At 64.6% G+C, this 22,432-nt stretch carries 22 protein-coding genes; 7 read left to right on the forward strand and 15 right to left on the reverse strand.

The window, feature by feature from the left end:
- Positions 1–25 precede the first annotated feature (25 nt).
- Together XH79_RS18345 and XH79_RS18350 are read right to left on the reverse strand one after the other, a co-directional pair.
- Complete coding sequence (locus XH79_RS18345; protein ID WP_212336508.1) at positions 26–1,498, reverse strand: DASS family sodium-coupled anion symporter; 1,473 nt, start codon at positions 1,496–1,498, stop codon at positions 26–28.
- A gap of 112 nt (positions 1,499–1,610) precedes the next feature.
- Positions 1,611–2,417, reverse strand: a complete 807-nt coding sequence (locus tag XH79_RS18350; RefSeq protein WP_212336510.1) for an enoyl-CoA hydratase/isomerase family protein — start codon at positions 2,415–2,417, stop codon at positions 1,611–1,613.
- A gap of 121 nt (positions 2,418–2,538) precedes the next feature.
- Here XH79_RS18350 and nthA point away from each other — a divergent pair, with 121 nt between their 5' ends.
- From nthA to XH79_RS18365, 3 genes are read left to right on the forward strand one after another with little or no spacing between them, the layout of a single operon-like run.
- Positions 2,539–3,171, forward strand: coding sequence for a nitrile hydratase subunit alpha (gene nthA / locus XH79_RS18355; protein ID WP_212336512.1), 633 nt, complete (start codon positions 2,539–2,541; stop codon positions 3,169–3,171).
- Entirely contained in the window at positions 3,168–3,827 is a 660-nt protein-coding gene (nthB, locus tag XH79_RS18360) for a nitrile hydratase subunit beta (protein ID WP_212336514.1), read from the forward strand. Before nthA ends, nthB begins: the two co-directional genes overlap by 4 nt.
- Positions 3,827–4,204, forward strand: coding sequence for a nitrile hydratase accessory protein (locus tag XH79_RS18365; protein WP_212336516.1), 378 nt, complete (start codon positions 3,827–3,829; stop codon positions 4,202–4,204). The genes nthB and XH79_RS18365 overlap by 1 nt, the downstream gene beginning before the upstream one ends.
- A gap of 104 nt (positions 4,205–4,308) precedes the next feature.
- Here the strand turns inward: XH79_RS18365 and queC are convergent, their stop codons facing one another.
- The gene (gene queC, locus XH79_RS18370) at positions 4,309–5,022 is read right to left on the reverse strand and encodes a 7-cyano-7-deazaguanine synthase QueC (protein ID WP_271582524.1); all 714 of its coding nucleotides are present in this window, start codon (positions 5,020–5,022) and stop codon (positions 4,309–4,311) included.
- A gap of 126 nt (positions 5,023–5,148) precedes the next feature.
- Between queC and mazG the strand changes: the two genes are divergently transcribed.
- Complete coding sequence (gene mazG / locus XH79_RS18375) at positions 5,149–5,967, forward strand: nucleoside triphosphate pyrophosphohydrolase (protein WP_212336520.1); 819 nt, start codon at positions 5,149–5,151, stop codon at positions 5,965–5,967.
- On the forward strand, positions 5,964–6,440 hold the full coding sequence (locus XH79_RS18380; RefSeq protein WP_271582525.1) for a GNAT family N-acetyltransferase: 477 nt from the start codon (positions 5,964–5,966) through the stop codon (positions 6,438–6,440). The genes mazG and XH79_RS18380 overlap by 4 nt, the downstream gene beginning before the upstream one ends.
- 163 nt (positions 6,441–6,603) lie before the next feature.
- Here XH79_RS18380 and hflX read toward each other — a convergent pair whose 3' ends face one another.
- From hflX to XH79_RS18440, 12 genes are all read right to left on the reverse strand, one after another.
- On the reverse strand, positions 6,604–7,989 hold the full coding sequence (gene hflX, locus XH79_RS18385; protein ID WP_212336522.1) for a GTPase HflX: 1,386 nt from the start codon (positions 7,987–7,989) through the stop codon (positions 6,604–6,606).
- A gap of 11 nt (positions 7,990–8,000) precedes the next feature.
- Positions 8,001–8,249 (reverse strand): RNA chaperone Hfq, encoded by a 249-nt coding sequence (gene hfq, locus XH79_RS18390; RefSeq protein ID WP_007591126.1) that lies wholly within the window; start codon positions 8,247–8,249, stop codon positions 8,001–8,003.
- A 248-nt stretch (positions 8,250–8,497) separates the two neighbouring features.
- Positions 8,498–9,868, reverse strand: a complete 1,371-nt coding sequence (gene ntrX, locus XH79_RS18395; RefSeq protein ID WP_212336524.1) for a nitrogen assimilation response regulator NtrX — start codon at positions 9,866–9,868, stop codon at positions 8,498–8,500.
- Between the two features lie 17 nt (positions 9,869–9,885).
- Positions 9,886–12,294: a sensor histidine kinase NtrY-like gene (locus XH79_RS18400; protein WP_212336526.1), complete on the reverse strand. Its 2,409-nt coding sequence runs from the start codon at positions 12,292–12,294 to the stop codon at positions 9,886–9,888.
- Between the two features lie 204 nt (positions 12,295–12,498).
- Positions 12,499–12,963 (reverse strand): hypothetical protein, encoded by a 465-nt coding sequence (locus XH79_RS18405; RefSeq protein ID WP_212336528.1) that lies wholly within the window; start codon positions 12,961–12,963, stop codon positions 12,499–12,501.
- Positions 12,947–13,867 carry a DUF2950 domain-containing protein gene (locus XH79_RS18410; protein WP_271582526.1) on the reverse strand — a complete coding sequence of 307 codons (921 nt, stop codon included), beginning with the start codon at positions 13,865–13,867 and terminating at the stop codon, positions 12,947–12,949. Before XH79_RS18410 ends, XH79_RS18405 begins: the two co-directional genes overlap by 17 nt.
- Positions 13,864–15,561 (reverse strand): DUF3300 domain-containing protein, encoded by a 1,698-nt coding sequence (locus XH79_RS18415; RefSeq protein WP_271582527.1) that lies wholly within the window; start codon positions 15,559–15,561, stop codon positions 13,864–13,866. Before XH79_RS18415 ends, XH79_RS18410 begins: the two co-directional genes overlap by 4 nt.
- A gap of 117 nt (positions 15,562–15,678) precedes the next feature.
- On the reverse strand, positions 15,679–16,674 hold the full coding sequence (locus XH79_RS18420; RefSeq protein WP_271582528.1) for an ABC transporter substrate-binding protein: 996 nt from the start codon (positions 16,672–16,674) through the stop codon (positions 15,679–15,681).
- 110 nt (positions 16,675–16,784) lie between these two features.
- Complete coding sequence (locus XH79_RS18425; protein WP_271582529.1) at positions 16,785–18,662, reverse strand: sensor histidine kinase; 1,878 nt, start codon at positions 18,660–18,662, stop codon at positions 16,785–16,787.
- 236 nt (positions 18,663–18,898) lie between these two features.
- Positions 18,899–19,309 carry a hypothetical protein gene (locus XH79_RS18430; protein WP_271582530.1) on the reverse strand — a complete coding sequence of 137 codons (411 nt, stop codon included), beginning with the start codon at positions 19,307–19,309 and terminating at the stop codon, positions 18,899–18,901.
- A 23-nt stretch (positions 19,310–19,332) separates the two neighbouring features.
- The gene (locus XH79_RS18435; RefSeq protein WP_212336539.1) at positions 19,333–20,565 is read right to left on the reverse strand and encodes an HlyD family secretion protein; all 1,233 of its coding nucleotides are present in this window, start codon (positions 20,563–20,565) and stop codon (positions 19,333–19,335) included.
- On the reverse strand, positions 20,558–20,983 hold the full coding sequence (locus XH79_RS18440; RefSeq protein ID WP_212338159.1) for a hypothetical protein: 426 nt from the start codon (positions 20,981–20,983) through the stop codon (positions 20,558–20,560). Before XH79_RS18440 ends, XH79_RS18435 begins: the two co-directional genes overlap by 8 nt.
- A 166-nt stretch (positions 20,984–21,149) precedes the next feature.
- Between XH79_RS18440 and XH79_RS18445 the strand changes: the two genes are divergently transcribed.
- The gene (locus XH79_RS18445; protein ID WP_212336541.1) at positions 21,150–21,605 is read left to right on the forward strand and encodes a hypothetical protein; all 456 of its coding nucleotides are present in this window, start codon (positions 21,150–21,152) and stop codon (positions 21,603–21,605) included.
- A 25-nt stretch (positions 21,606–21,630) separates the two neighbouring features.
- Positions 21,631–22,431: a polyphosphate kinase 2 gene (ppk2, locus tag XH79_RS18450; RefSeq protein ID WP_212336543.1), complete on the forward strand. Its 801-nt coding sequence runs from the start codon at positions 21,631–21,633 to the stop codon at positions 22,429–22,431.
- Position 22,432: the final 1 nt, after the last annotated feature.

The following is a 22,432-nucleotide window of genomic DNA, read 5'->3' on the forward strand; positions in this document are numbered from 1 at the left end:
CGGGGGTATCAGCCTCCTGCCCGGCTCACCGCATCTGCAACCAGGGCAGCACAATCAAAAGCAGGCCGGCGAAATAGAGCAGCCCGAAGATCAGCCCAAAGCCCCAGAACTGCCCCTTCCCGATATAGCCGCTGCCGAAATACATCGGCGCCGGCCCGGTCGCATAAGGCGAGATCACACCCATCAGGCCGAGCGAGTACATGCAGAGCATGGCCAGCGTCGTGACCGGCAGGTCGGCGATGCCGGAGCCGACCGCCAGCACCACCGGCAGCACGGCGGCGGCATGCGAGGTGATGCTCGAGAAGAAATAGTGGATCCAGAAGAACAGCGCGACCAGGAGGAGCATCGCGGTAAAGGGCGAGAGCCCGGCGAGCGGTTTTGCGTATTCGGTCGCGAACCATTTGATGAAGCCGATCTCGTTGAGGCCCGAGGCCAGCGTCAGCAGCGAGGTGAAATAGAAGAACACCTCCCATGCGCTTTTTTCGCTGACGATGTCGGCAAACTCGATCACCCCCGTGATCAGCATCAGCGAGATCACGATGAAGACGACGGTGGTGGCGTTGACGAAGTTCGAGCCGAGCACCGGGACGCGGATGTCGGGGCTGGAACCGGCGATCCACAGAAACATCGCGAGCACGATCAGCGCCAGCATGATCCACTCGTTGCGCGACATCGGGCCCATCGCCTTGAGCTCGTTCGCCGCCCATTCGGAGATTTCCGGGCTGCGCTTCACCTCGGGACGGCACACCAGATAGCTGAGCAGCGGCACGACCACCATCAGGAGGATGCCGAGCGGCGCGAAGCCCAGGAACCACTGGCCCCAGCTCACCTCGACGCCGACGGTCTTCTTGGCGATCGCCAGCGCCGCCGCATTGGGCGCGAGCGCGGTGAAGAACAGCGAGCTGGTGATCGCGGTCGCCGCGAAGGCGGTCCACATCACGTAGGTGCCGATCTTGCCTGCGGTCGGTCCGGGCTCCGAGCCGTAGATGCGCGGGATGTTGCTGATGATGGGATAGACGATGCCGCCGCTGCGCGCGGTATTGGAGGGCGTCGCCGGCGCGAGCAGGAAGTCGGACATCGCGACCGCATAACCGAGGCCGAGCGTGTTGCGGCCGAGCCGCTGCACCAGCACCAGCGCGATGCGCCGGCCGAGCTGGCTCTTGCGGTAGCCGATCGAGAACACGAAGGCGCCGACGATCAACCACACCGTGCTCTCGGCAAAGCCCGCCAGCATCCAGCGCAGCGATTTGCCGGGATCGGGGTCGATATAGCCGGCCACGCCTGCGACCGTCAGGCCGATGAAGCCGACCGCGCCGACCGGCATCGATTCCAGGATGAGCCCGGTGATGACGGCCGCGAAAACGGCAAAATAGTGCCACTGATTGACATTGAGCCCCGTGGGAACGGGCCACAGATAGATCGCCAGCCACACCACGAGCGGCGCGATCAGCTTCCAGCGAAATCCTTCTGCCTCAGGCGCCTGCGAACCAGCGGCCATAAGCCCTCCCCTCGATTGCCGTCACATCGTGCGCCCGTTGGCCGGGCTGCTTTTGTCCCAGCGCGGCGTATACGGATTGTCCGCGGTGCGATCAATGGTCTGACGTCAGGTTTTACCGTCCCCTGAAGCGGGGTTTGCGGCGCGTCAGGAACGCTTCGACACCCTCCTTGTGGTCCTCGCTGAGGCTTGCGAGCGCAAACTGGTCGACGTCCATGTGGCTGGCGAGATCGTCCAGCGCATGCGCGAGGCGGTTGACGGTCAGCTTGGTCATGGCGACCGAAAGCGGCGGCTGCGCGGCGACCTTGCGGGCAAGCTCCATGGCGGCATCGAGCGCGTGGCCGGGATCGGTCACCTCTTCCACCAGGCCCCACTCATAGGCCTCGTCCGCGCTGATGCGCTGGTCGGCCAGGATCACCGCCTGCTTGGTGCGGGCCGGCCCGATCAGGTGCAGCATGCGCGGGATGCTCTGCCAGCTCATGTTCATGCCGAGCCCGATCTCGGGCACGCGCAGATGCGCATCGCGGCCCATGATGCGGAAGTCGAGCGCAACGGCGAGGGCCACGCCGCCGCCCACACAGAAGCCCTCGATCGCCGCGATCGTGATCTGCTCCATCTCCTGCCAGGCGTGCGTCAGACGCGGTCCGAGCTTGAGGTGCCGGCGCAGCGTGCCGAGATCCATCTCCTTGCGCGAGCGTCCCTCGGCGTCCTTCAGATCGAAGCCGGCGCTGAAGGCGCTGGTGCTGCCCGTCAGCACCACGACCGAGGTTGTCGCGTCATCTTCGAAGCTGCGGGCCGCCGCGGTGAGCTGGCGCAGCGCTTCCGGCGACAGCGCATTGATGCCGTCATTGCGGTCGAACCGCACCACCGCAATCCGTCCTTCCGGCCCAAGGCCCTTCTCGATTGTCACGAACTCCGTCACCGGCATCTCCAATCTGCATTTGCTGCGGCGCTAACCCTACACCCGGCCTCACGAATATGGGACCCGGTCGCGCGGTAACGGCTACTCGACAGGCGGGGACCATTGCGCCTATCTTCGCGCCATGAGCCACGATCACGACCATCATCACCACGATCACGATCATTCGGAGCTGTCCGAAACCGAGCTGCGCGTGCGCGCGCTCGAGACGATCCTGACCGAAAAAGGCTATGTCGAGCCGGCCGCGCTCGACGCGATCATCCAGGCCTACGAGACCAAGATCGGCCCGCATAACGGCGCGCGCGTCGTCGCCAAGGCCTGGACCGATCCGGCGTTCAAGCAGGCGTTGCTGGAGGACGGCTCCAAGGCGATCGGCACGCTCGGCCATGTCAGCCGCGTCGGCGATCATCTCGTCGTGGTCGAGAACACGCCGGAGCGGCACAACATGGTCGTGTGCACGCTGTGCTCCTGCTATCCCTGGGAAATGCTGGGCCTGCCGCCGGTCTGGTACAAGGCCGCGCCGTATCGCTCGCGCGCGGTGAAGGATCCGCGCGGCGTGCTCGCCGATTTCGACGTCAGCCTGCCGAAGGACATGGAGATCCGGGTCTGGGACTCCACAGCCGAGACCCGCTTCCTGGTGCTGCCGATGCGGCCCGCGGGCACCGAAGGCTGGAGCGAGGAGCAGCTCGCCGAGCTCGTCACGCGCGACTCCATGATCGGCACCGGTTTCCCCAGGACGCCGGGAGCTCCGTCGTGAACGGCGTGCACGACATGGGCGGCATGGACGGGTTCGGCAAGGTCGAGCCCGAGTCGAACGAGCCGATGTTTCACGAGGAGTGGGAGTCGCGCGTGCTGGCCATGGTGCGCGCGATGGGCGCAGCCGGCGCCTTCAACATCGACACCTCGCGCTTCTATCGCGAGACGCTGCCGCCGCATGTCTACCTGTCGAGCTCCTACTACAAGAAATGGTTTCTCGGGCTCGAGGAGATGTTGATCGAGAAGGGCTACCTCACGCGGGAGGAAGTTGCTGCCGGCCACGCGATGCAGCCTGCCAAGGCACTCAAGCACGGCAAGTTCGATCTCGCCCAGGTCGAGCGCATCATGGTGCGCGGCAAGTTCGCCCGCCCTGCTCCGACCCCGGCGAAATTCAACATCGGCGATCGCGTGCGTACCAAGAACATCCATCCGGCGACGCACACGCGGCTGCCGCGCTATGTGCGTGGGCATGTCGGCGTGGTCGAGCTCAACCATGGCTGCCACGTGTTTCCTGACACGGCCGCGATGGAGCTCGGCGAGAATCCGCAATGGCTCTACACCGTAGTGTTCGATGGACGCGATCTCTGGGGCGAGGATGGTGATCCGACGCTGAAAGTGTCGATCGACGCGTTCGAGCCTTACCTGGACCCGGCGTGATGAGTAGCACGGCTGCTGCCGCCGCGACGGCGGCCATTCCGAGCATTCCCCGCGATGACGAAGGCCCGGTGTTTCGCGCACCATGGGAGGCGCATGCGTTCGCGATGGCGTTGACCCTGCACGAGCGTGGCGTGTTCACCTGGCCGGAATGGGCCGCAGCGCTAGCCGACGAGATCAAGCGCGCGCAGGCTGCGGGGGATCCTGACACGGGCGAGACCTACTATCTGCACTGGCTCGCAACGCTCGAGGGGCTCGTCGCAAGGAAAGGCGTCGCCTCGACGGAAACGCTGCACCGCTACCGCGACGCCTGGGACCACGCGGCGGATCGTACGCCGCATGGCACGCCGATCGAACTCAGGCCGGAGGATTTTGGCTAGCTGTCGCCACACCCGTCATTGCGAGCGCAGCGAAGCAATCCAGAATCCCACCGCAGAGGTCTCTGGATTGCTTCGTCGCTTCGCTCCTCGCAATGACGGCGGCCCTACCTCCCCGCCACATACTCCTGCCACCCCTTCGCCCGCAGGCTGCACGCCGGGCACTCCCCGCACCCATAGCCCCAATCGTGCTGCGCGCCGCGTTCGCCGAGATAGCAGGTGTGGGACTCCTCGCGGATGAGGTCGACCAGCCCGTCGCCGCCGAGATCATGCGCCAGCTTCCACGTCGCGGCCTTGTTGATCCACATCAGCGGCGTGTGCAGCTCGAAGGGCCTCGCCATGCCGAGCGAGAGCGCGGCCTGCATGGCGCGGATGGTCTCGTCGCGGCAGTCCGGATAGCCGGAGTAATCCGTCTCGCACATGCCGCCGACGATGTGGGTGATGCCGCGCCGGTAGGCCAGGGCGGCGGCGAAGGTCAGGAACACCAGGTTGCGGCCCGGCACGAAGGTATTGGGCAAACCGTCGGCCCCCATCGCAATCGCGACGTCGCGGGTCAACGCCGTCTCGGACACGGCTGCCAGCGTCGGGATGGACAGCGTATGGCTCTCGCCGAGTTTTGCGGCCCAATCGGCGCGCAGGCCCTTGATGCCGTCGAACAGGCGGTCGCGGCAGGCAAGTTCGATGGCGTGGCGCTGGCCGTACTCGAGCCCCAATGTCTCCACGCGGGCAAAGCGGCTCAGCGCCCAGGCGAGGCAGGTGGTGGAATCCTGGCCGCCGGAGAACAGCACCAGCGCGGTTTCGGAGGAAAATGCGTCATTCATGGCCCGCGCTTTAGCACTGCGGAACGTATCAGCCAATCGGTGGAAATCGGCCTGTTCCGGCGCCTTGCGCTGGGATCGGCAGCCCGCTTTTGGCATAAGGCTTTGGACCCAGGAGAACGGCCCGCAATGACCCCTTCCCGCGACATTTCCCGCCTGATCGAGATCATGGCGGCGCTGCGCACGCCGGTGACCGGCTGTCCCTGGGACCTCGAGCAGGATTTTGCGACGATCGCGCCCTACACGATCGAGGAAGCCTATGAGGTGGTGGACGCCATCACCCGGGGCGATCTCGACGACCTCCGCGAGGAGCTCGGCGACCTCCTGCTCCAGGTCGTGTTCCACGCCCAGATGGCCGAGGAGCAGAACGCGTTTGCATTTGGGGACGTGGTCGAGGCCATCACCCGCAAGATGATCCGGCGCCATCCGCACGTCTTCGCCGACAAGGACGGCAACCTCGCCTCCTCGCACGTCAAGGAAGTCTGGGACCGCATCAAAACCGAGGAAAAGGCCGAACGTGCCGCGCGCCGGCCGCCGGAGGAGACACCGGCGCACAAGTCACTGCTATCAGGCGTCAAGGCCGGCCAACCGGCGCTGACGCGCGCCATGGAGCTGCAGCGCAAGGCCTCCACCGTCGGCTTCGACTGGAATGACCCGCGCGCGGTGCTGCAAAAGATCCGCGAGGAAGCCGACGAGATCGAGGCCGCGCTCGATCGCAACGACAAGCAGGAGATCGCCGAAGAGACCGGCGATTTGATGTTCGCCCTCGTCAACCTCGCCCGCCATGTCGATGCCGATCCGGAAGCTGCGCTGCGCGCGACCAACGCAAAATTCGAGCGGCGATTTGCGTTCATCGAGCGGGCGCTGGAGGCGCAGGGGCGGACGCTCGAGCAGGCCTCGCTGGCGGAGATGGATGCGCTGTGGAATGCCGCGAAGACCGCGACGTGACGCGAGGGCTCACCGTGGACATCAGGCAGGACGATCCAAGGGCGCCACACGTCGCCGAGTTGCTGGCGTATCATCTGGAGGAGCTCCGCAGCGTCATGGGCGAGCACGCGCAAGCGCTGGACGCGAGCGGCCTGTCAGCTCCTGACGTGACGTTCTGGACCGCCTGGCAGGACGGCGCGCTGGCAGGCTTCGGCGCCCTGAAGCAGCTGGATGCAACACATGGCGAGGTGAAGTCGATGCGCGCCGCGCCTACTGCACGGCGGACTGGGGCCGGACGCGCGCTTTTGAGCCACATCATCGCCGAAGGCCGCAACCGCGGCTATGCGCGTCTCAGCCTGGAGACTGGCACGGCGCCGCTGCACGTGCCGGCCGTCGCACTTTACCGCAGCGCCGGCTTCGTATCCTGCGAGCCGTTCGCCGACTATCAGGCGAGCCCGCACAACCAGTTCATGAGCCTCGAACTGTCGAGGTGATCTTGGGCGTGCGCCTCCACCGTCGTCCTGGCGAAAGCCAGGACCCATTACCCCACAAAGCAGTTTGGCGAAGACTCGGAGTTAAACGTTCGTCGGTACCCAGATCTCGCGGCCTCGATAGATCACGCGGTATAGGTCCTGGCTTTCGCCAGGACGACGGATGTTATGTGGCTGACAGATGCGGCACGGCGTCGAACCTGTTCACCACGATATCCCGCTTGGTCTCATCGACCCGCACCGTCATGTCGAAGCGGCCGTCGTGCAGCTCTTTTGCCAGCACCTCGGAATTGCGGTGCAGCCAGGAGATGCCGGCGCCGTCGGCGGCGTCGATGGAGAGATCGAGCGTGGTGCGCTTGGCCGCTAACCGCTCCTCGATCGCGGCGAGCAGCGCATCGATGCCCTCGCCTGATACGGCCGAGACCAGCATCGCCGGATGATCTTCGGGCCTGCGTGCGGCAATGTTCAACAGCTCTTCGCGCTGCTCTGGGTCGTAACGGTCGATCTTGTTCCAGACCTCGATGATGCGGCCTGAGTCATCGGGGTTGATGCCGAGCTGGCGCAGCACCGCGTCGACGTCGCTCTGCTGTGCTTCGGCGTCTTCATGCGAGATGTCGCGGACGTGCAGGATGACGTCAGCCTCCAGCACCTCCTCCAGCGTGGCGCGGAAGGCGGCGACGAGCTGCGTCGGCAGGTTCGAGATGAACCCGACGGTGTCGGACAGCATCGCCTTGCCGCCATGCGGCAGGTTGAGTGCGCGCAAGGTCGGATCGAGCGTTGCGAACAGCATGTCGGCCGCCTGCACGTCGGCGCGGGTCAGGCGGTTGAACAGCGTCGATTTGCCGGCATTGGTGTAGCCGACCAGCGCGACGACGCGGTACGGCACGCGCTGGCGGCCGGCGCGATGCAGGCGACGCGTGGCCTGCACCTTCTTCAGCTCGCTCTCGAGCTTGGTGATGCGCTCCTGGATCAGGCGGCGGTCGGCTTCGATCTGGGTCTCGCCGGGACCGCCCATGAATCCGAAACCGCCGCGCTGGCGCTCCAGATGGGTCCACGAACGAACCAGACGCGAGCGCTGGTAGTTGAGATGCGCGAGCTCGACCTGGAGCGAGCCCTCCTTGGTCTTGGCGCGGCGGCCGAAGATTTCCAGGATCAGACCGGTGCGGTCGAGCACCTTGGCGTGCAGTTCCTTCTCGAGATTGCGCTGCTGGATTGGCGCCAGCGCGCAATCCATCACCACGAGCTCGACGTCGAGGCTCTTGGCCAGCGCAGCGATCTCCTCGACCTTGCCCTTGCCGATATAGGTGGCGGGCCGGATCTGGCTGATCGGCGCGATGATGGCATCGGCAATGACGAGGTCGATCGCGCGCGCAAGGCCGGCGGCTTCATCGAGCCGCGCCTCGGCATCTCGCACGACATGGCTCTCCGATTGCGCGTCGGGACTTCCCGCGCGCACCCGCAAATAGGGGCCGATGACAAGCACCCGCCCCGTCTGCTTAGCCCCTGCCGACCGCGGACGGTCGGCTTCCCCGTCGAAATTCCGGGGTTCCAATCAGATCACTCTCAAGCCGGCTGATCCTCGCCGCCTTCGAACAACTGGATGGGCGCGCCCGGCATGATGGTCGAGATCGCATGCTTGTAGACCAGCTGCGAGTGACCGTCGCGACGAAGCAGCAAACAGAAATTGTCGAACCAGGTCACGATGCCCTGGAGCTTCACTCCGTTGACCAGAAAGATCGTCAGTGGCGTCTTGGTTTTGCGAACGTGATTAAGGAAGGTGTCCTGTAGGTTTTGTGCGCGGTCTGCCGCCATTGTTTTTTTCTCACTTTGAGTTTCTTTTTATTGCGCCGGTTGCTGCCCTCTTTGTGAAATTCGGGGCCTCTTCCGGTTGCCGTTCCTCATGAGATCCCCCTCGGAGGAACAGCGGTTCGATTAGAAGACAGGTCGGGTTATTAGGCAAGCCGCTTCACGCGGCAGCCGGCGCCCTATTGCCCCGAAAAACTACGGAAATCGATGATTTTCTTTGCCTATTCCCGAGATGCCGCCGCAACGTCGCAGCGTCAGCCGACGCCGAGTGCCTTCAGCTTCCGATGCAGCGCCGACCGTTCCATGCCAACGAACTCGGCCGTACGAGAAATATTTCCTGAAAAACGGCTGATCTGTGCAATCAAATAGTCGCGCTCGAACACTTCGCGTGCCTCGCGCAGAGGCAGGCCCATGATGTGCTCGCCATTGTTGCTGGTCGGCATCGCCGGCACCATCGAGCCGACGTCCTGGGGCAACATGTCGGCGGTGATGATGACCTCCGGGCCGCCGGCGGCCAGAATCATGACCCTCTCAACATTGTTGCGGAGCTGGCGCACATTGCCGGGCCAGACATGCGATTGCAGCACCGCCATCGCGTCCTGCCCGATCTGGCGCTTGGGCAGGCCGCTGCCGGCCGAGATCTGCTCCATGAAATAGTCGATCAGCTCCGGAATGTCCTCGCGCCGTTCCGACAGCGCGGGCACGCGGATCGGCACCACCGAGAGGCGGTGATAGAGGTCCTCGCGGAAATGGCCGGCGGCGATCTCTTCCTCGAGATTGCGCGCGGTCGAGGAGATGATGCGCACGTCGACCTGCACCTTGGCGGTGCCGCCGACGCGCTGGAACGACTGCTCGACCAGCACGCGCAAAATCTTGTTCTGGGTCTCGCGCGGCATGTCCGCGATCTCGTCGATGAACAGCGTGCCGCCATGCGCTTCTTCGAGCGCGCCGGGCTTGCGCGGCTGCTCGCCGTTGGACTGCTCGATGCCGAACAGCTCGTGCTCCATCCGTTCGGGCGTGATCGCGGCGGCGTTGATGACGACGAAGGGACCGTCGGCGCGGCCCGAGGCCGCATGCAGCGTGCGCGCGGTCAGCTCCTTGCCGGCGCCGGCGGGACCGACGATCAGGATGCGGCTGTTGGCCTTGGCCGCGCGCTCGATGGTCTGGCGCAGCTGGTTCATGCTGGGCGAGCGGCCGACCAGCTGGCTGGCGCTCGGCGCGAGCTGCTTCAGCTCCTTGACCTCGCGCTTGAGCCGCGAGTTCTCCAGCGCGCGATTTGCGACCAGGATCAACCGGTCGGCCTTGAACGGCTTCTCGATGAAGTCATAGGCGCCGCGCTTGATCGCGGCGACGGCGGTCTCGATGTTGCCGTGGCCGGAAATCATCACGACCGGCAGGTCGGCATTGTCCTTCTTGACCTGCTCCAGCAGCTGCAGGCCGTCGAGCTTGGAGCCCTGCAGCCAGATGTCGAGGAACACCAGATGCGGCCTGCGATTGGCGATCTCGGCGAGCGCCGTATCGCTGTCGCGTGCGGTCCTGGTGACGAACCCCTCGTCTTCGAGAATGCCCGCGACGAGATCCCGAATATCGGCCTCGTCATCGACAATCAGAATTTCACTAGCCATGGGTCGCGCCTGTCTGCTCAGCTGCCTGTTGAGGCTTCGATTTTCGTTGAATCATTGGTCTTTTCGTCCGGCTCTTTGGTTCCGTCCGCCGGCTCTTTTGTTTCCAAGTCTTTGCCGGATTCCTTGATGGATTCCGGGGACGTGTCCTTGATGTCCGGCCTGGCCGTGGGCTCAAGCGCTGGCGCCTGCTCGGCTCCCTGTGCCTTCGCAGGCTGGCCGGAGATCGCAAAGCGCATGCGCATCCAGGCGCCGCGCTGGCCTTCGCGGAAATCGGAGGCGTCCTTCAGCTCGATGCGCCCGCCATGGTCTTCCAGGACGCGGCCGACGATCGCAAGGCCAAGGCCGGTGCCCTTGGCGCGTGTCGTCACGTAGGGCTCGAGCAGCCGCGAGCGCGCCACCTTGGGCAGGCCGATGCCGTTGTCGATGACGTCGATCAGCACGTCCTCGCCCTCGCGCGACACCACGACGTCGATGCGCCCCTTGCCGAGCTCCTCCGGCGGGACCTGCTCGATCGCCTCGGTGGCATTCTTGACGATGTTGGTGACCGCCTGCGAGATCAGCCGGCGGTCGAACTGGGCCCGGAGCGGATCCTGCTTGAAGTCGGCCTCGATGTCGATTTCGGGATGGGCGACCTTCATCAGGAACACCGCCTGGCGCACCGTGTCGGCGACGTCTTCGCCCTCCATCACGGGCTTGGGCATCCGCGCGAAGCGCGAGAACTCGTCGACCATGCGCCTGATGTCGTCGACCTGGCGCACGATGGTGTCGGTGCACTGGTCGAAGATCTGCTTGTCCTTGTCCTCGGTGATCGTCTTGCCGAACTTGCGGCGGATGCGCTCGGCGGAGAGCTGGATCGGCGTCAGCGGATTCTTGATCTCGTGGGCGATGCGGCGCGCCACGTCGCCCCAGGCCGAGGTGCGCTGCGCCGAGACCAGCTCGGTGATGTCGTCGAGGGTGATGATGTAGCTGTCGTGCGGCTGGTTCTTCTCGGCGCTCACGCGGACCGAGAGATTGCGTTCCTGCCCGTCGCGGGTGATCGTGATCTGGCCCTGCACCAGGCGCTGGGTCCCTTCCCGCGCGGTCTTCATCATCTCGTCGAGCTCGGGCAGAACGTCCGAGAGCGGATGGCCCAGCGTCTCCGCTTCGGAGTGCCCGATCAGCTTCTCGGCGGAGCGGTTGAGGATGCCGACGCTGCCCGATGTGTCGACGCCGATGATGCCGGCGCTCGCCGAGGACAGCACGGCCTCGATGAAACGGCGGCGGCTGTCGATGAGGTCGCTGGCGTTGACGAGCTCGTCGCGCTGGCTGCGCAATTCCTGCGTCATCTTGTTGAAGGTCTCACCGAGCTGGGCGAGGTCGCCCTCAGACTGATGCACCGGCACCTTCACGTGCAGGTCGCCGGTCGAAACCGTATGCGCCGCGTTCATCAGCCGCCGGATCGGCGCCACCAGCGAGTTGGCGAAGTTCAGCCCGATCAGCACCGAGGCCATCAGGATGGTGAGCGCGATCACTGCGAACATCAGGGCGAAAGCGACCTGGATGCCGAGCCGCCGCGACTCGATCTGGGCATATTCGGCGACGCTGACCTCGGTCTGCTTCAGCTGGTTGACCACGTTGGGATCGAGCGGCCGCGCGACGTAGAGGAAGGTGTCGTTGAAGGCGCGCAGGCGGATCACCGCCGCGACGTAGCTCGCGTCCGGAAGGATCGCGATCTCCGGCTGGCTCTCGCTGACATTGCTGAGAAAGTCCGGCGCCGGCGGCGAATAAGCCAGCCGCATGCCGGTGTCGGCGGATTCCAGGATGTTGGTGCTCTTGTCGATGATCATCGCGCCCGGCAGGTTGCGCGAGCTGGCGCTGGCCGTCAGCATTTCGCGGAACGAGCGGCGGTCCTGGTCGTAGAGCGGCCTGGCGTGGGCGATGTCGTTGGCCATGCCGAGAATGTCGCCCTGGATCAGCTGCGCGTGGTCCTGCATGTAGGCGCGCGCGATGTTCAGCGAGTTCTGGATGACTTCCTTGGTCGGCCCCGAGAACAACCGGTCGAGGCCGCGCTCGAGGGTGACGTTGGCGACGACGGAGACCAGCACCGCCGGCAACAGGGCCACGATCGAGAACAGGCTGACGATCTGGACATGGAGGCGCGCCGCTGCCCTGCCCCGGCGCCGCGCCAGGATCAGCTGCCAGAGCTCGCGGACGATGATTCCGACCAGCAGCAGGATGGTGCCGGCATTGATCAGGTAGAACGAGCGGACCACCTCCGGCGTCGGATCGATCCGGGTCAGGCCGGTCAAGACGAGGAAGGTCAAAAGGCCCGACAGCAGTGCCAGCGCCACGGCAAAGGGCGCCAGCCAGCGTCGCGGCGACCAGCGCCGCGGCTCTTCGGCTGGGGCCGTGTCAAAGGATGCGGCCGAGGTATCTGCGCTGGTCATTCCGGCAATGGTGCTGAAAACGGGTCCGCGGCGGGCGGCGACTGATGTATTCGTACCACATTGTTGCTGAGACACTACAGTGTCAATTAGCCACGCGATCTCAATACCTTACCGAATTCAACTTCTTCTTTTAGCCACGATTTACCAAATCGCACGGGACGGGATTCGACGATCGCCGGTCGCTCGACGAGGTCCGCGACTGTCTCACTTCAGCGAAATCGTGATCTGGCTGATGTTGGCCGCGAGCTCCAGGCCCGCCTTCGGGCCCTGCAGCACGAGGGTCACGCCCTTTTCGTTGCGCAACTGAACGCCATTGATGCCGCCGACCAGAGCGAACCCGCCGCCGACGGAACTGTACGTCCCGGCGAAGTCAGCGACGTCCCGGATACCCGACGCCCGCCCTCCGAACCGGCCAACACTCGCGCCGGCAGTGATGCCCAAGCTGAGGCCGGCGATCCTGAAGGGATAGTTCCTGCCGCGATAGGTCAACACGCCGCTGCCCGCGCCGCCGCCGACCAGAAGGCCGGCCTTGACGATCTTGACGCGAACGTCACCGCTCGCCTGTGCGAAGGATGGCGTGGCTGGCATCGCAAGCAGGACGAGCATCAGCGCCGCGAAGCCGATTGCGACGGCGCGCAGGACGCGTTCCAGCCTAGGGCTTCTCGGCATCGACTTTCTTCCACGTCTGGTCGGGATCGAACAGTGTCGTGCGCGGCGCGATGAAGCTGGTCCGTGTGCCGAGATCCTTCTGGTAGACGGTGCCGGCATGGTTGACCAGAAAGGTCATCACGCCGGAATTGCCATACTCGGCGGGCCACGCGATCAGCGCGAAGCCGCCGATCATCTTGTCCTTGACGACATAGTTGAGCGCGCCGCCGGGCGCGTTGGGGCCCTGGCCCTTCAGAATATGGAAGTAATAGCCGTGATAGGGCGCCGGCCCGTCGCCAGCGCCTTGCTTATAGCCTTCGGCCGTGGCCTCCGCGACCAGCGCTCCGAGCGGACTGGGATCGGCATCATCACGCCAGAACAGGCCGTCCTTCTTGCCGGCCGTGGACAGGAAGCGCTGCGCGTAGACGCCCGCCCCCTCGCCGCGATCCTTGTCGGCATATTCGATCTGCGCGTCGACATAGGCGAGCGCGGTCTGGATCGCGTCGAGCTCGTTGCGGCCGATGCGGCGGCGAAGCACCTCGATGCGGCCCTCGTCGGTGTCGAACTCCCACCCGTTCTTGGTGTTGACCAGTGGAATCGGGAACGGGAAGTCGTCCGGACCTAGCAGCAGCGTGGCCTTCTTGTTGCCCTCGGCCTTGATCGCGTGTTTGGCGTCATACATCGAGACGAACCGCGCGCGGATGTCGGCGTCGGAGATCTCGTCGCCGGACGAGACGATGTCGTCCGCCGCCCTGCCCAGCACCTTCAGGAGGTCGCGCGGACCGCTCTTGGCGGCTGCGGCCAGCGCCGCGGCCGCGTCCTCCGGAGTCTTGTAGGATTCCTGCGCCTGTGTCACCGATCCCAGAAGCGCCAGAACCATGATTGCCGGCAGGACCGCGCGACAAAGCGACATCAGACCGTTCATGGCGCGACCTCCGCAGGAATCTTCGCGCCGCCGGCGAGCCAATCGCTGTAGGTGCGGAACTTCAGACCAAGCTTTTCGTAATGAACGCGCAGATAGCCGTCGCTGCCGCGGGTCACCGCATTAGGCATCACGCTCTCGACCTCCTGCGCCATGACGCCGACATAGGCCTTGTCGCTGCCGATATAGCTGAAGCGATAATAGCCGAGGCCGTTGCCGAGATGGCCGAGCAGCGCGATGTCGTGCTTCAGTGCGATGTCCGAGCGCCGGCCACCACCGCCGCCACCGCGGCCCCCCCCACCTCCGCCTCCACCACGGAAGCCGCCACCTCCGCCACCGCGCATCGCCATTCCGCCACCGCCGCCGCGACCGGCAAAGCTCGCTCCCCCGCCACCGCGGGGCATGCTCGCCATGCTGGCGCGACCGCGCGCCGAGGCTGCAGCAGCCGCCCGGCCGGAGGAGACGTTCATCGCGCCGCCGCGATTGCCGCCACCGCCACGGTTGCCCGCACCGCCGCCGGCACGGTTCGCAGCCTTGGCACGATCTCCGCCACCTTTGGCACGGTCACCCCCACCCTTGGCCCGATCGCCCGCACCGGCCCGATCGCCGCCGCCCGGCCGGTCGCGCGTTCCTGCGCTGGGACGATCCCCGGCACCAGGACGATCGCCCCGATTGCCGGCGCGATCACCGGGGCCGCCGCGATCGCCTGCACGATCGCCTGCGCGGTCTCCAGCACCCTGGTTTGGACGCAGCACCTGGTTGCCGTCGCGGCCGCGGAAATCCATCCGGTCCGACGCACCGGCCTTCAGATTGTTGTTGCCGAAGCGCTGCTGAACATTGGTGTTGTTGTAGCGCACGCCCTGGCGATGCGCCGGATTGTGCTGCCAGCCGGTATTGATGTTGGTGTTGCGATGATTGACGTAGACGTTGCGGTTGCCCCAGTTGCAGCCGCCGCCCCAGTAATTGCCCCAGCGTCCGATTGCCCAGGCCGTGCCGAACGCGAGCCCGGCGGCAACCACGCCGGCGCCGATATAGGAGGGATAGCCCCAATAATACGGCGGATATTCCGCATAGGGCCAGGTGCCGTAGACCGTCGCCGGATCGTAGTACGGCACATACACCGTCTCGGGATCGGCCTGCTGGATGACGACCACCTGCTTGCCTTCCTGCGACTGGACGCTGACCTTCTGCTGCTTGGTGGTCACCAGCTTCTTGTTGTCATAGGCCTTGTTGCGCAGGCGCTGGATCGCATCCATCACGTCGGGCTGCTGGGCGAGAAAGGCGTCGCCCAGCTTCTGGGTCCAGTCGAGCTTGTCGCTCATCATGGAAAGAACTTCGGCGGTGCTCGCGAGCGCCTTGACGCTGTCGTCCCAGGCCTGCTTGTCGACCTCCGTCTTCAGCGCCTCGCCCTTCAAGGTCTTGTGCTCCTTCAGCCAGCGGTCGGCCTGCACCACTTCGAGCGGATAGGTCGAGGCGGCCAGCACGTTGGCGAGCAGCTCGTCAGGATAGAGCGCGATCGGTGCGACCAGTGCCTCGAGCTGCTCCGGCTTCAGCAGCTCTGCTGCCGGCGCCGGCGGGGGAGCCGGCTGTGCCTGCGTGCTCGGCGTCGCCGGCTTGTCAGCCGTCTGTGCAATTGCCACGACTGGCATCGCCAGCATCAGCGCAATTGCCATCAGGGTCTTGCCGCAGCGAGACATTCCACCCTCCATCCAACTTTCCGATCGCGAAGATCGGGGCCGCGGCATGGGCGTTTGTTGATCGAGATCAACGAAACCGGGAGCCGCCGTTCCTGTTGCAACGCGAGAGCGATGAATTCACTCGATCAGCTCGGCCTCCATCAGGAGCCGGCCCGGTACCGTCAGCCCAAGCGCATTGGCCGCCTTCATGTTGATGACGAGCTCGAACTTGCTGGCGAATTGCACCGGTAGCGTGCGGATGTCCGCGCCTCGCAGGATGCGATCGACATAGCCGGCACCTTCGCGAAACTGCTGGGTCAGGTCGGCACCGTACGACATCAGGCCACCATTGGCGGCGTAGAAGCGGACCGCGAAAATGGCCGGCACGCGGCGCTGTGCCAGCAAGGGAATCGTCATCGCACTCTGTGCGCTGAAGAAGCCGCCATCCGGCAACACGACGAGGCCGGCTCCATTGCGCGCCGCCGTCTCGATCACCCCCGCGATGTCGGCTCCGCTCCGAACGCTCGCACCAGTGACCTTCATGCCGAGACGGCTTTCCATCTGGTGCGCGGCCTCGATGTAGAATGGCGCATAGGGTGCCGAGTCCGGATTGAACAGAACCGCGGCATGAGTCATGCCGGGCACCATGTCCTTGAGCAGGCTGAGCCACTTCCCGCTCATCGAGTGCTCGTAGAGTGAGAAGCCGGTCAGGTTGCCGGTCGGTCGTGCCAGATTGGCGACCAGGCCGGTCCCGACCGGATCGGAGAGCCCGACGAAGACGATCGGAATTCGCTGGGTCGCATCGCGCAGTGCCCGGGTCGTGCCCGTGCTGGTCGCAAACAAGACGTCCGGCATGGCGGCGACGAGCTCGAGCGCCTCGAGTTTCTGCCGCGCCGGATTGGGGCCCGGCCAGCGTATTTCGAGCCGATAGTTCTGGTTGGCGATCCAGCCGCGATCGGCCAGCCCCTGCTGGAACGCATCGACACGCATCTGGGCGCCGGAATCGCCCGCAACATTGCCGGTCAACACGCCCACCGAAGGCATCGACTGCCACGGTGCCCTTTCCTGCCCTCGCGCCGAGACTGGAAACGCAGCCGTAGCGCCAAGCAGAGCCATGAACTCGCGGCGCTTCATGATCAAACCACTATCCCCCACCATGCCCGCGCCCAGCCCGGCCATGACGCAACCGCGAAAGGAAACGGCCTTGGTGGGTTGAAGGCTTGATCGAGATCAAGACACCGCCGTCAGCGAATGAGCGGCAGCTTGATCGTGAACAGGGCACCGCCCGACGCCTGGTTCTCGGCGGCGATCGTGCCGTGATGGGCCTCGATGATGGTCTTCACGATCGCAAGTCCCATTCCCATTCCTTGCGGCTTGGTCGTGAAGAACGGATTGAAGACGTTTGCGAGATCCGCGGAGGCAATGCCTGGACCGGTGTCGGAAATCCTGATCTCGGCCTGATTGCCGGCGCGCATGGTCGACACGCTGATTTCGCGCTTTTTCGTGTCTGCGTCCGAGACGGCATCCATCGCATTGATGATCAGGTTGAGCACGACCTGCTGAAGCTGCACGGGATCGCCCTTGACGTGCAGATCCGCGAACGCGGGCATGTAGCTCAGCGCGATGCGCCGTCCATCGGCGACGGCGGACACCAGTCCGATCGCCTCCCGCACCGTGTCGTTCAGCTCGATATCCCTGACCTCGAACGGAGTCTTCTTCAGGACACTGCGCAGCCTGCGGATCACCTCGCTCGCCCGCTGGTCGTCCCTTCTGATGTCGGCGAGGATCTGGCGAATCTCGTCGATATCGGGCCGAGTGGCCCTGAGCATGAGCTCCGCCGTCTCGGCGTTGGTCAGGATGGATCCGAGCGGCTGGTTCAATTCATGCGCGATCGAGGTCGTCAGCTCGCCAACGGCCGAGTACCGGTTCACGTGGGCAAGTTCCGCCAGCCGCTGGCGCGATTCCACTTCGGCGAGCCGGCGGCGGCGACGTTCATGCAGCAGCCCGCTGATCAGTCCGGCCTGCACCAGGAATACGGCCGAGATCATCAGCATCTGCCAGCGATAGCGCTCCCAGATGTTCGGTTCGCGAAACAGGATTTCGCTGCCGGGAGGCAAGCGGCTCTCGCTGATGCCCCAGCGCTGCAATTCCCGCCAATCATATCTCGGCGCCGCAAAGCCGAGCGGCTCATAGGTGATGCTCGAAGGTTTGGTGCCTCCGAGAACGCGGATCACGACGCTGACCGTCCTTGAGCTGGTTTCCGCAACCGAATGCATCGGTCCGCCGACGGTACTGCCCCCGAAGAACGGGTCCTGGTAGGAAAAGATCGGTGCATTCGCAACCGCGTGCAGGCTGCGCAGGGCGATATCGCTCTCGTGGACGATCCCGGCTGCGTCCACCGACATCAGACCCCAGAACAGCACCGTGTGCGGGGGGAGCGTTGCAGCCCGTTTCAGGATCTCCTCGAATGACAGGTCCGAATACCAGATCAGCTCCAGCCGCCCGCCCAGAGGCTTCAGTTCGCGTTTCACCTCCTCCATCCAGAACTTCTCGAGCGGCGAGGCACCGATCACGATCGCGACCGCCCTGGTGTCCGGCAGCAGCTGAAGGATGTTGGCGAATGCAGCCGTGAAATCGTTGCGGATCGCCACGACGACGTCATTGTCGGTGAGATCCGCGCGGTCGATCAGCCGGTACTCGACCGCGGAAAGAACCAACGGCGTATCGGGAAACAGTCTCGCGCGGTATCTCTGCGCAAACCGGGCGGCAGGCGCACCAATGGTCAACACAATATCGGGCAACGCCCCCTGGTAGAGCGATTGCAGATACTCGACGAAAGGCGCCTCGGGACCTGGATTATTGAACCGCGCGGTGAGCAGCGCGTGCTCCTGGATGTCGAGCGGCCATGGCGATTGCCGCTCGAGCTCGGCCTTGATGTCGCGTGCGTATTCGCTCCACGGCCGAAACTCGCGGCCAAAGGAATGCAGCACCAGCACGCGCTTGAGCTCGCCGCGCAGGCTTCGCTCGACGCCACTTGCCTGGTCCGGCGACATGCACGCGGCGACGAACAAGCCCAGGCAGAACAGCACGGCAGGCCACGACCTGACCGGGTCAGAGGACATGCGTCCGCTCAGCTCCAATTCCCGCAGCTTCCGGTGGCTGCTTTCCCGACAATTCTAGCGGCAATCGTCACGCACGGACAGCCCGTGAGAGCACGCCTCGGCGGCGGGTGGTGACGCGTCCGTAAGCATAGCTGATCGGCGTGAGCGGTCGTCCTGCCCTCGCGTGCGTCTCCGCGAGGACGCCGAAATGGGCGTGCCGTTCCAGGACAGTCCCGCGGCAAAGACACAATCCGTCGCTAGGAGGCCGGGCACCGGAAATAGCGGATCTCCATGTCCTCCATGCCCGGGAACAGCCGGACGATGCTGTTTGCATCCAGCTCCTTCAGGCTCAGCTGAATGCTGGAGAGCATGATGTCGGTCGCGCAGGCCGCAACCAGGTTGACGTTCGGACCGTTGTCCTTCCTCGCCTTTATCCGGCAGCGCGCAAATTTTCCGACGATCTGATCTCCGTCGACGATGAAGCCGCCGCCATAGACGTCCGACATGTCGGTGAAACCGAGCTGCGCGCCCTTGCGCGCGAACACCTTGCTGCAATTGTCGGCATCGCCGACCCAGGCGCCGTTGAGGTCGAGAGCCTCGGCGCTGGCGGCCGCAACGATCAGCGAGATCAACGTCGCGCCGAGCGTGATCAATTTCCGTGAACCCATGTGATCCGTCCTTCTCTCGCTCTTCAATGGCCGCTCAGCACGAGTGTCTGGATCGGCAGCAACAGAGCCTGGATCCGCAGCAGCAGCGCGTGAACGAGGCCGACGCCATCCACGACGTGAAGTGCGATCTTCCGGCTGGTCGGCGTATCCTTGGCGGAGATTTCCTCGTGGTTGCTGGTGTAGGCATTGACGATGCAGCTCGAGCCGGGCGTCACACCCTCGAGCCCGCCTTTGTAGAGCGGCTCGAGGAAGACGAGGATCGTACCGGGACGGACGGCATTCTGCGCTTCCAGCAATTGCTCGCCGGACCGGAATTGTCCGGCTGCGATGTAGTCCTGCACGGTCGTGATCACCATCGGGATGATCACCCACGGTTTGGAAATGCAGGTCGCCTCCGCCACCATGCCGGTCTTCATCACCTGCGCCTCGATCTGGCCGAAGCCGGCCTGAAGAAGCTTTCGGCCGGCCTCTTCCGGAATCAGGACGCCGGCCGGGCGCATCAGCTGGTTGACGACGTCGCCGGAGCGAACCAAGAACTGCTCGACCCGCCCGTCAACGCCGGCACGGACGACAGTCTTGTCGAGATCAACCTGGGCCTGGTCGAGCGCGGCCGCCGCGCTGGCCTTTTGAGCCGGCAACAGAGTGGATATCTGCAAGGATGCGGATTGCTTGGCGGCGGTTGCGGCATCGACACCAGCCTGGCGCTGATCGACGAGGACCTGGAGCTTCTCGATGTCACGCTGCGGAACGATTCCGGGGTTGCGTCGCTGCAGCTCGCTCTTGACCTCGAGCTCGTCCTTGGCCTGCTGGTAATTGGCCTTCGCTTCCGCGATCTGCGCCTCGGCCTTGGCCACGTCGGCCTCCGCCGCCTGCATGGCGGCATCGACCTCCGCAACTTTTCGCTTGGCCGTCTCGAATGCAGCCTGCTGCCTCGAGGTGTCGAGCGTGAACAGCACGTCGCCCTTCTTGACCGGCGCGCTGAAGCCGACCTTGACCTCGGCAACACGGCCCGAGCCTTCGGGAAGGATGGGCACCGTCCGGAAATACAGCGTCGCCGACGACGTCGACGGGTGGAAGTAGAAGATCATCGTGATCAGCGACACCGTCAGCATCAGGCAGCCGGTGATGCCCCAGCGCAGCTCGTACCAGACCGAGAAGAAGGTGATCTCCTTGCCGAAGCGCTTGCCCTGGACGTAGCGGCGGTAGAGGTAGTCGGGCAGGATCGTCAGCAGCGAGCAAAACATCAGCTCAAACATGGCTGTGCTCCTTCTTGGCGGGCTCCGGCTTGTCTGCCGGATGCGGCGCCGCCGCAGCCTCGGCCGGGACGTCGCCGCCATCGACGACTGTCGGCGTCGCGTCGGCAATCTTCTCGACGGACCCGGCTATGCTGCGCAACGGCGTGCCGAAGTCGGGCAAATCGATCAAAGCGAGCAGGAGGCCCGCGACCCAGAAGATGTGCATGTGCGTGAACAGCGAGATCAAGCCGAGCACGGCGACGAGCTCGAACTGCAGCTTCTGCGACTTGTGCGCCATCCGTTCCGGCAAGCTGTGCAGCTTCCAATAGAGCGTGCCGACCCAGAGCACGGTGCCGATCAGGAATATGCCCATCACCACCATCAGCGTATCGGTGCCGCTTCCCGGCGCGAGATAGAACGGCAGATGGTGCGGGGCCATCGGATGAAGCTGGTCGCTCAAACGTCTCTCCCGGTCAACGAACGTGCACTTGGCAAGCACTGTGTTCAGGCTGCTTCCCAATTTGCTTGATTTGAATCAAGGGAACGCCTGCTGCTGGACATAGCGTCCCCGGAACCACACTGCACAATCCAAGGGAGCCGCAGCCATGCCCGGCCTCGACGATCTCATTCCCAATGCCACGCAGATCCGCAAAGAGGCCGCGCTCAAGGAGGCCGAGAAGGCGGAAGAGTATGTCCGCCTCGCCGCGGCGGCCGAGGCCGAGAAGCGCGCCCTGATCGAGCGACTGAGCAAGCCTTCCGGCAAGACCGAGGAGGAGAAGATCAAACTCGCCTCGACGATCATCCAGCGTGCGGTGCGAAACGGAATGTCCGAGGTCATGGTCTATCGCTTCCCCAACACGCTCTGCACCGACAAGGGACGCGCCATCAACCAGATGGAAAAGGGCTGGGAGAATACGCTGACCGGCATCCCCAAGGAGATCTTTCAGCTCTGGACCGACTATCTGAAGCCGCGCGGCTATCGCATCGCCTATCAGATCATCGAATTTCCTGGCGGCGTGCCCGGCGACATCGGCGTGACCATTTCATGGGGCGACGAGTAGCGCCGTAGCAGCGGAAGGACGGGGCATGGCCAAGGACGATTCTGCCGAGCGGATGAAGCGCAAGGACTATGAGAAGGAGCTGGAAAAGCTCCAGGTCGAGCTGTGTCATCTCCAGGACTGGGTCAGGGCCCAGAAACTGAAGGTGATCATCATCTTCGAAGGACGCGATGCCGCCGGCAAGGGCGGCACCATCAAGGCATTGACCGAAAAGGTCAGTCCGCGCGTGTTTCGTGTCTGCGCCCTGCCCGCGCCCTCCGACCGGCAAAAGTCCCAGCTGTTCCTGCAGCGCTATATCGAGCAATACCCGGCCGGCGGCGAAATCGTGATCTTCGACCGCAGCTGGTACAACCGCGCCGGCGTCGAATATGTCATGGGCTTCTGCTCGCCGGCCGAGCACAAGCGTTTCCTGGAACTGTGTCCGCTGGTCGAGAAATTCGCCGTCGACGCCGGCATTATCCTGATCAAGCTCTGGCTCGAGGTCGGGATGGAGGAGCAGGAACGCCGCTTCATGGCGCGCATCGAGGATCCGCTGCGGCAGTGGAAGCTGAGCCCGATGGACACCGAGTCGTTCGGGCGCTGGTACGATTATTCGCGCGCGCGGGACATGATGTTCGAGGCGACCGACACCAAACATGCGCCGTGGCGACTGATCCGCTCCGACGACAAGCGGCGCGCGCGGCTCAACGTCATCTCGCACATCCTGAGAACGATCCCCTACAAGAAGGTCAAGCGCGATAAGATCAAGCTGCCGTCGCGGTCGCACAAGGGACGCTACAACGACCAGGCAAGCCTGCGCGGACTGAAGTTCGTCGAAGAGCGATACTGAA

The organism is Bradyrhizobium sp. CCBAU 45389 (assembly GCF_028128625.1).
Classification (GTDB): domain Bacteria; phylum Pseudomonadota; class Alphaproteobacteria; order Rhizobiales; family Xanthobacteraceae; genus Bradyrhizobium; species Bradyrhizobium liaoningense_B.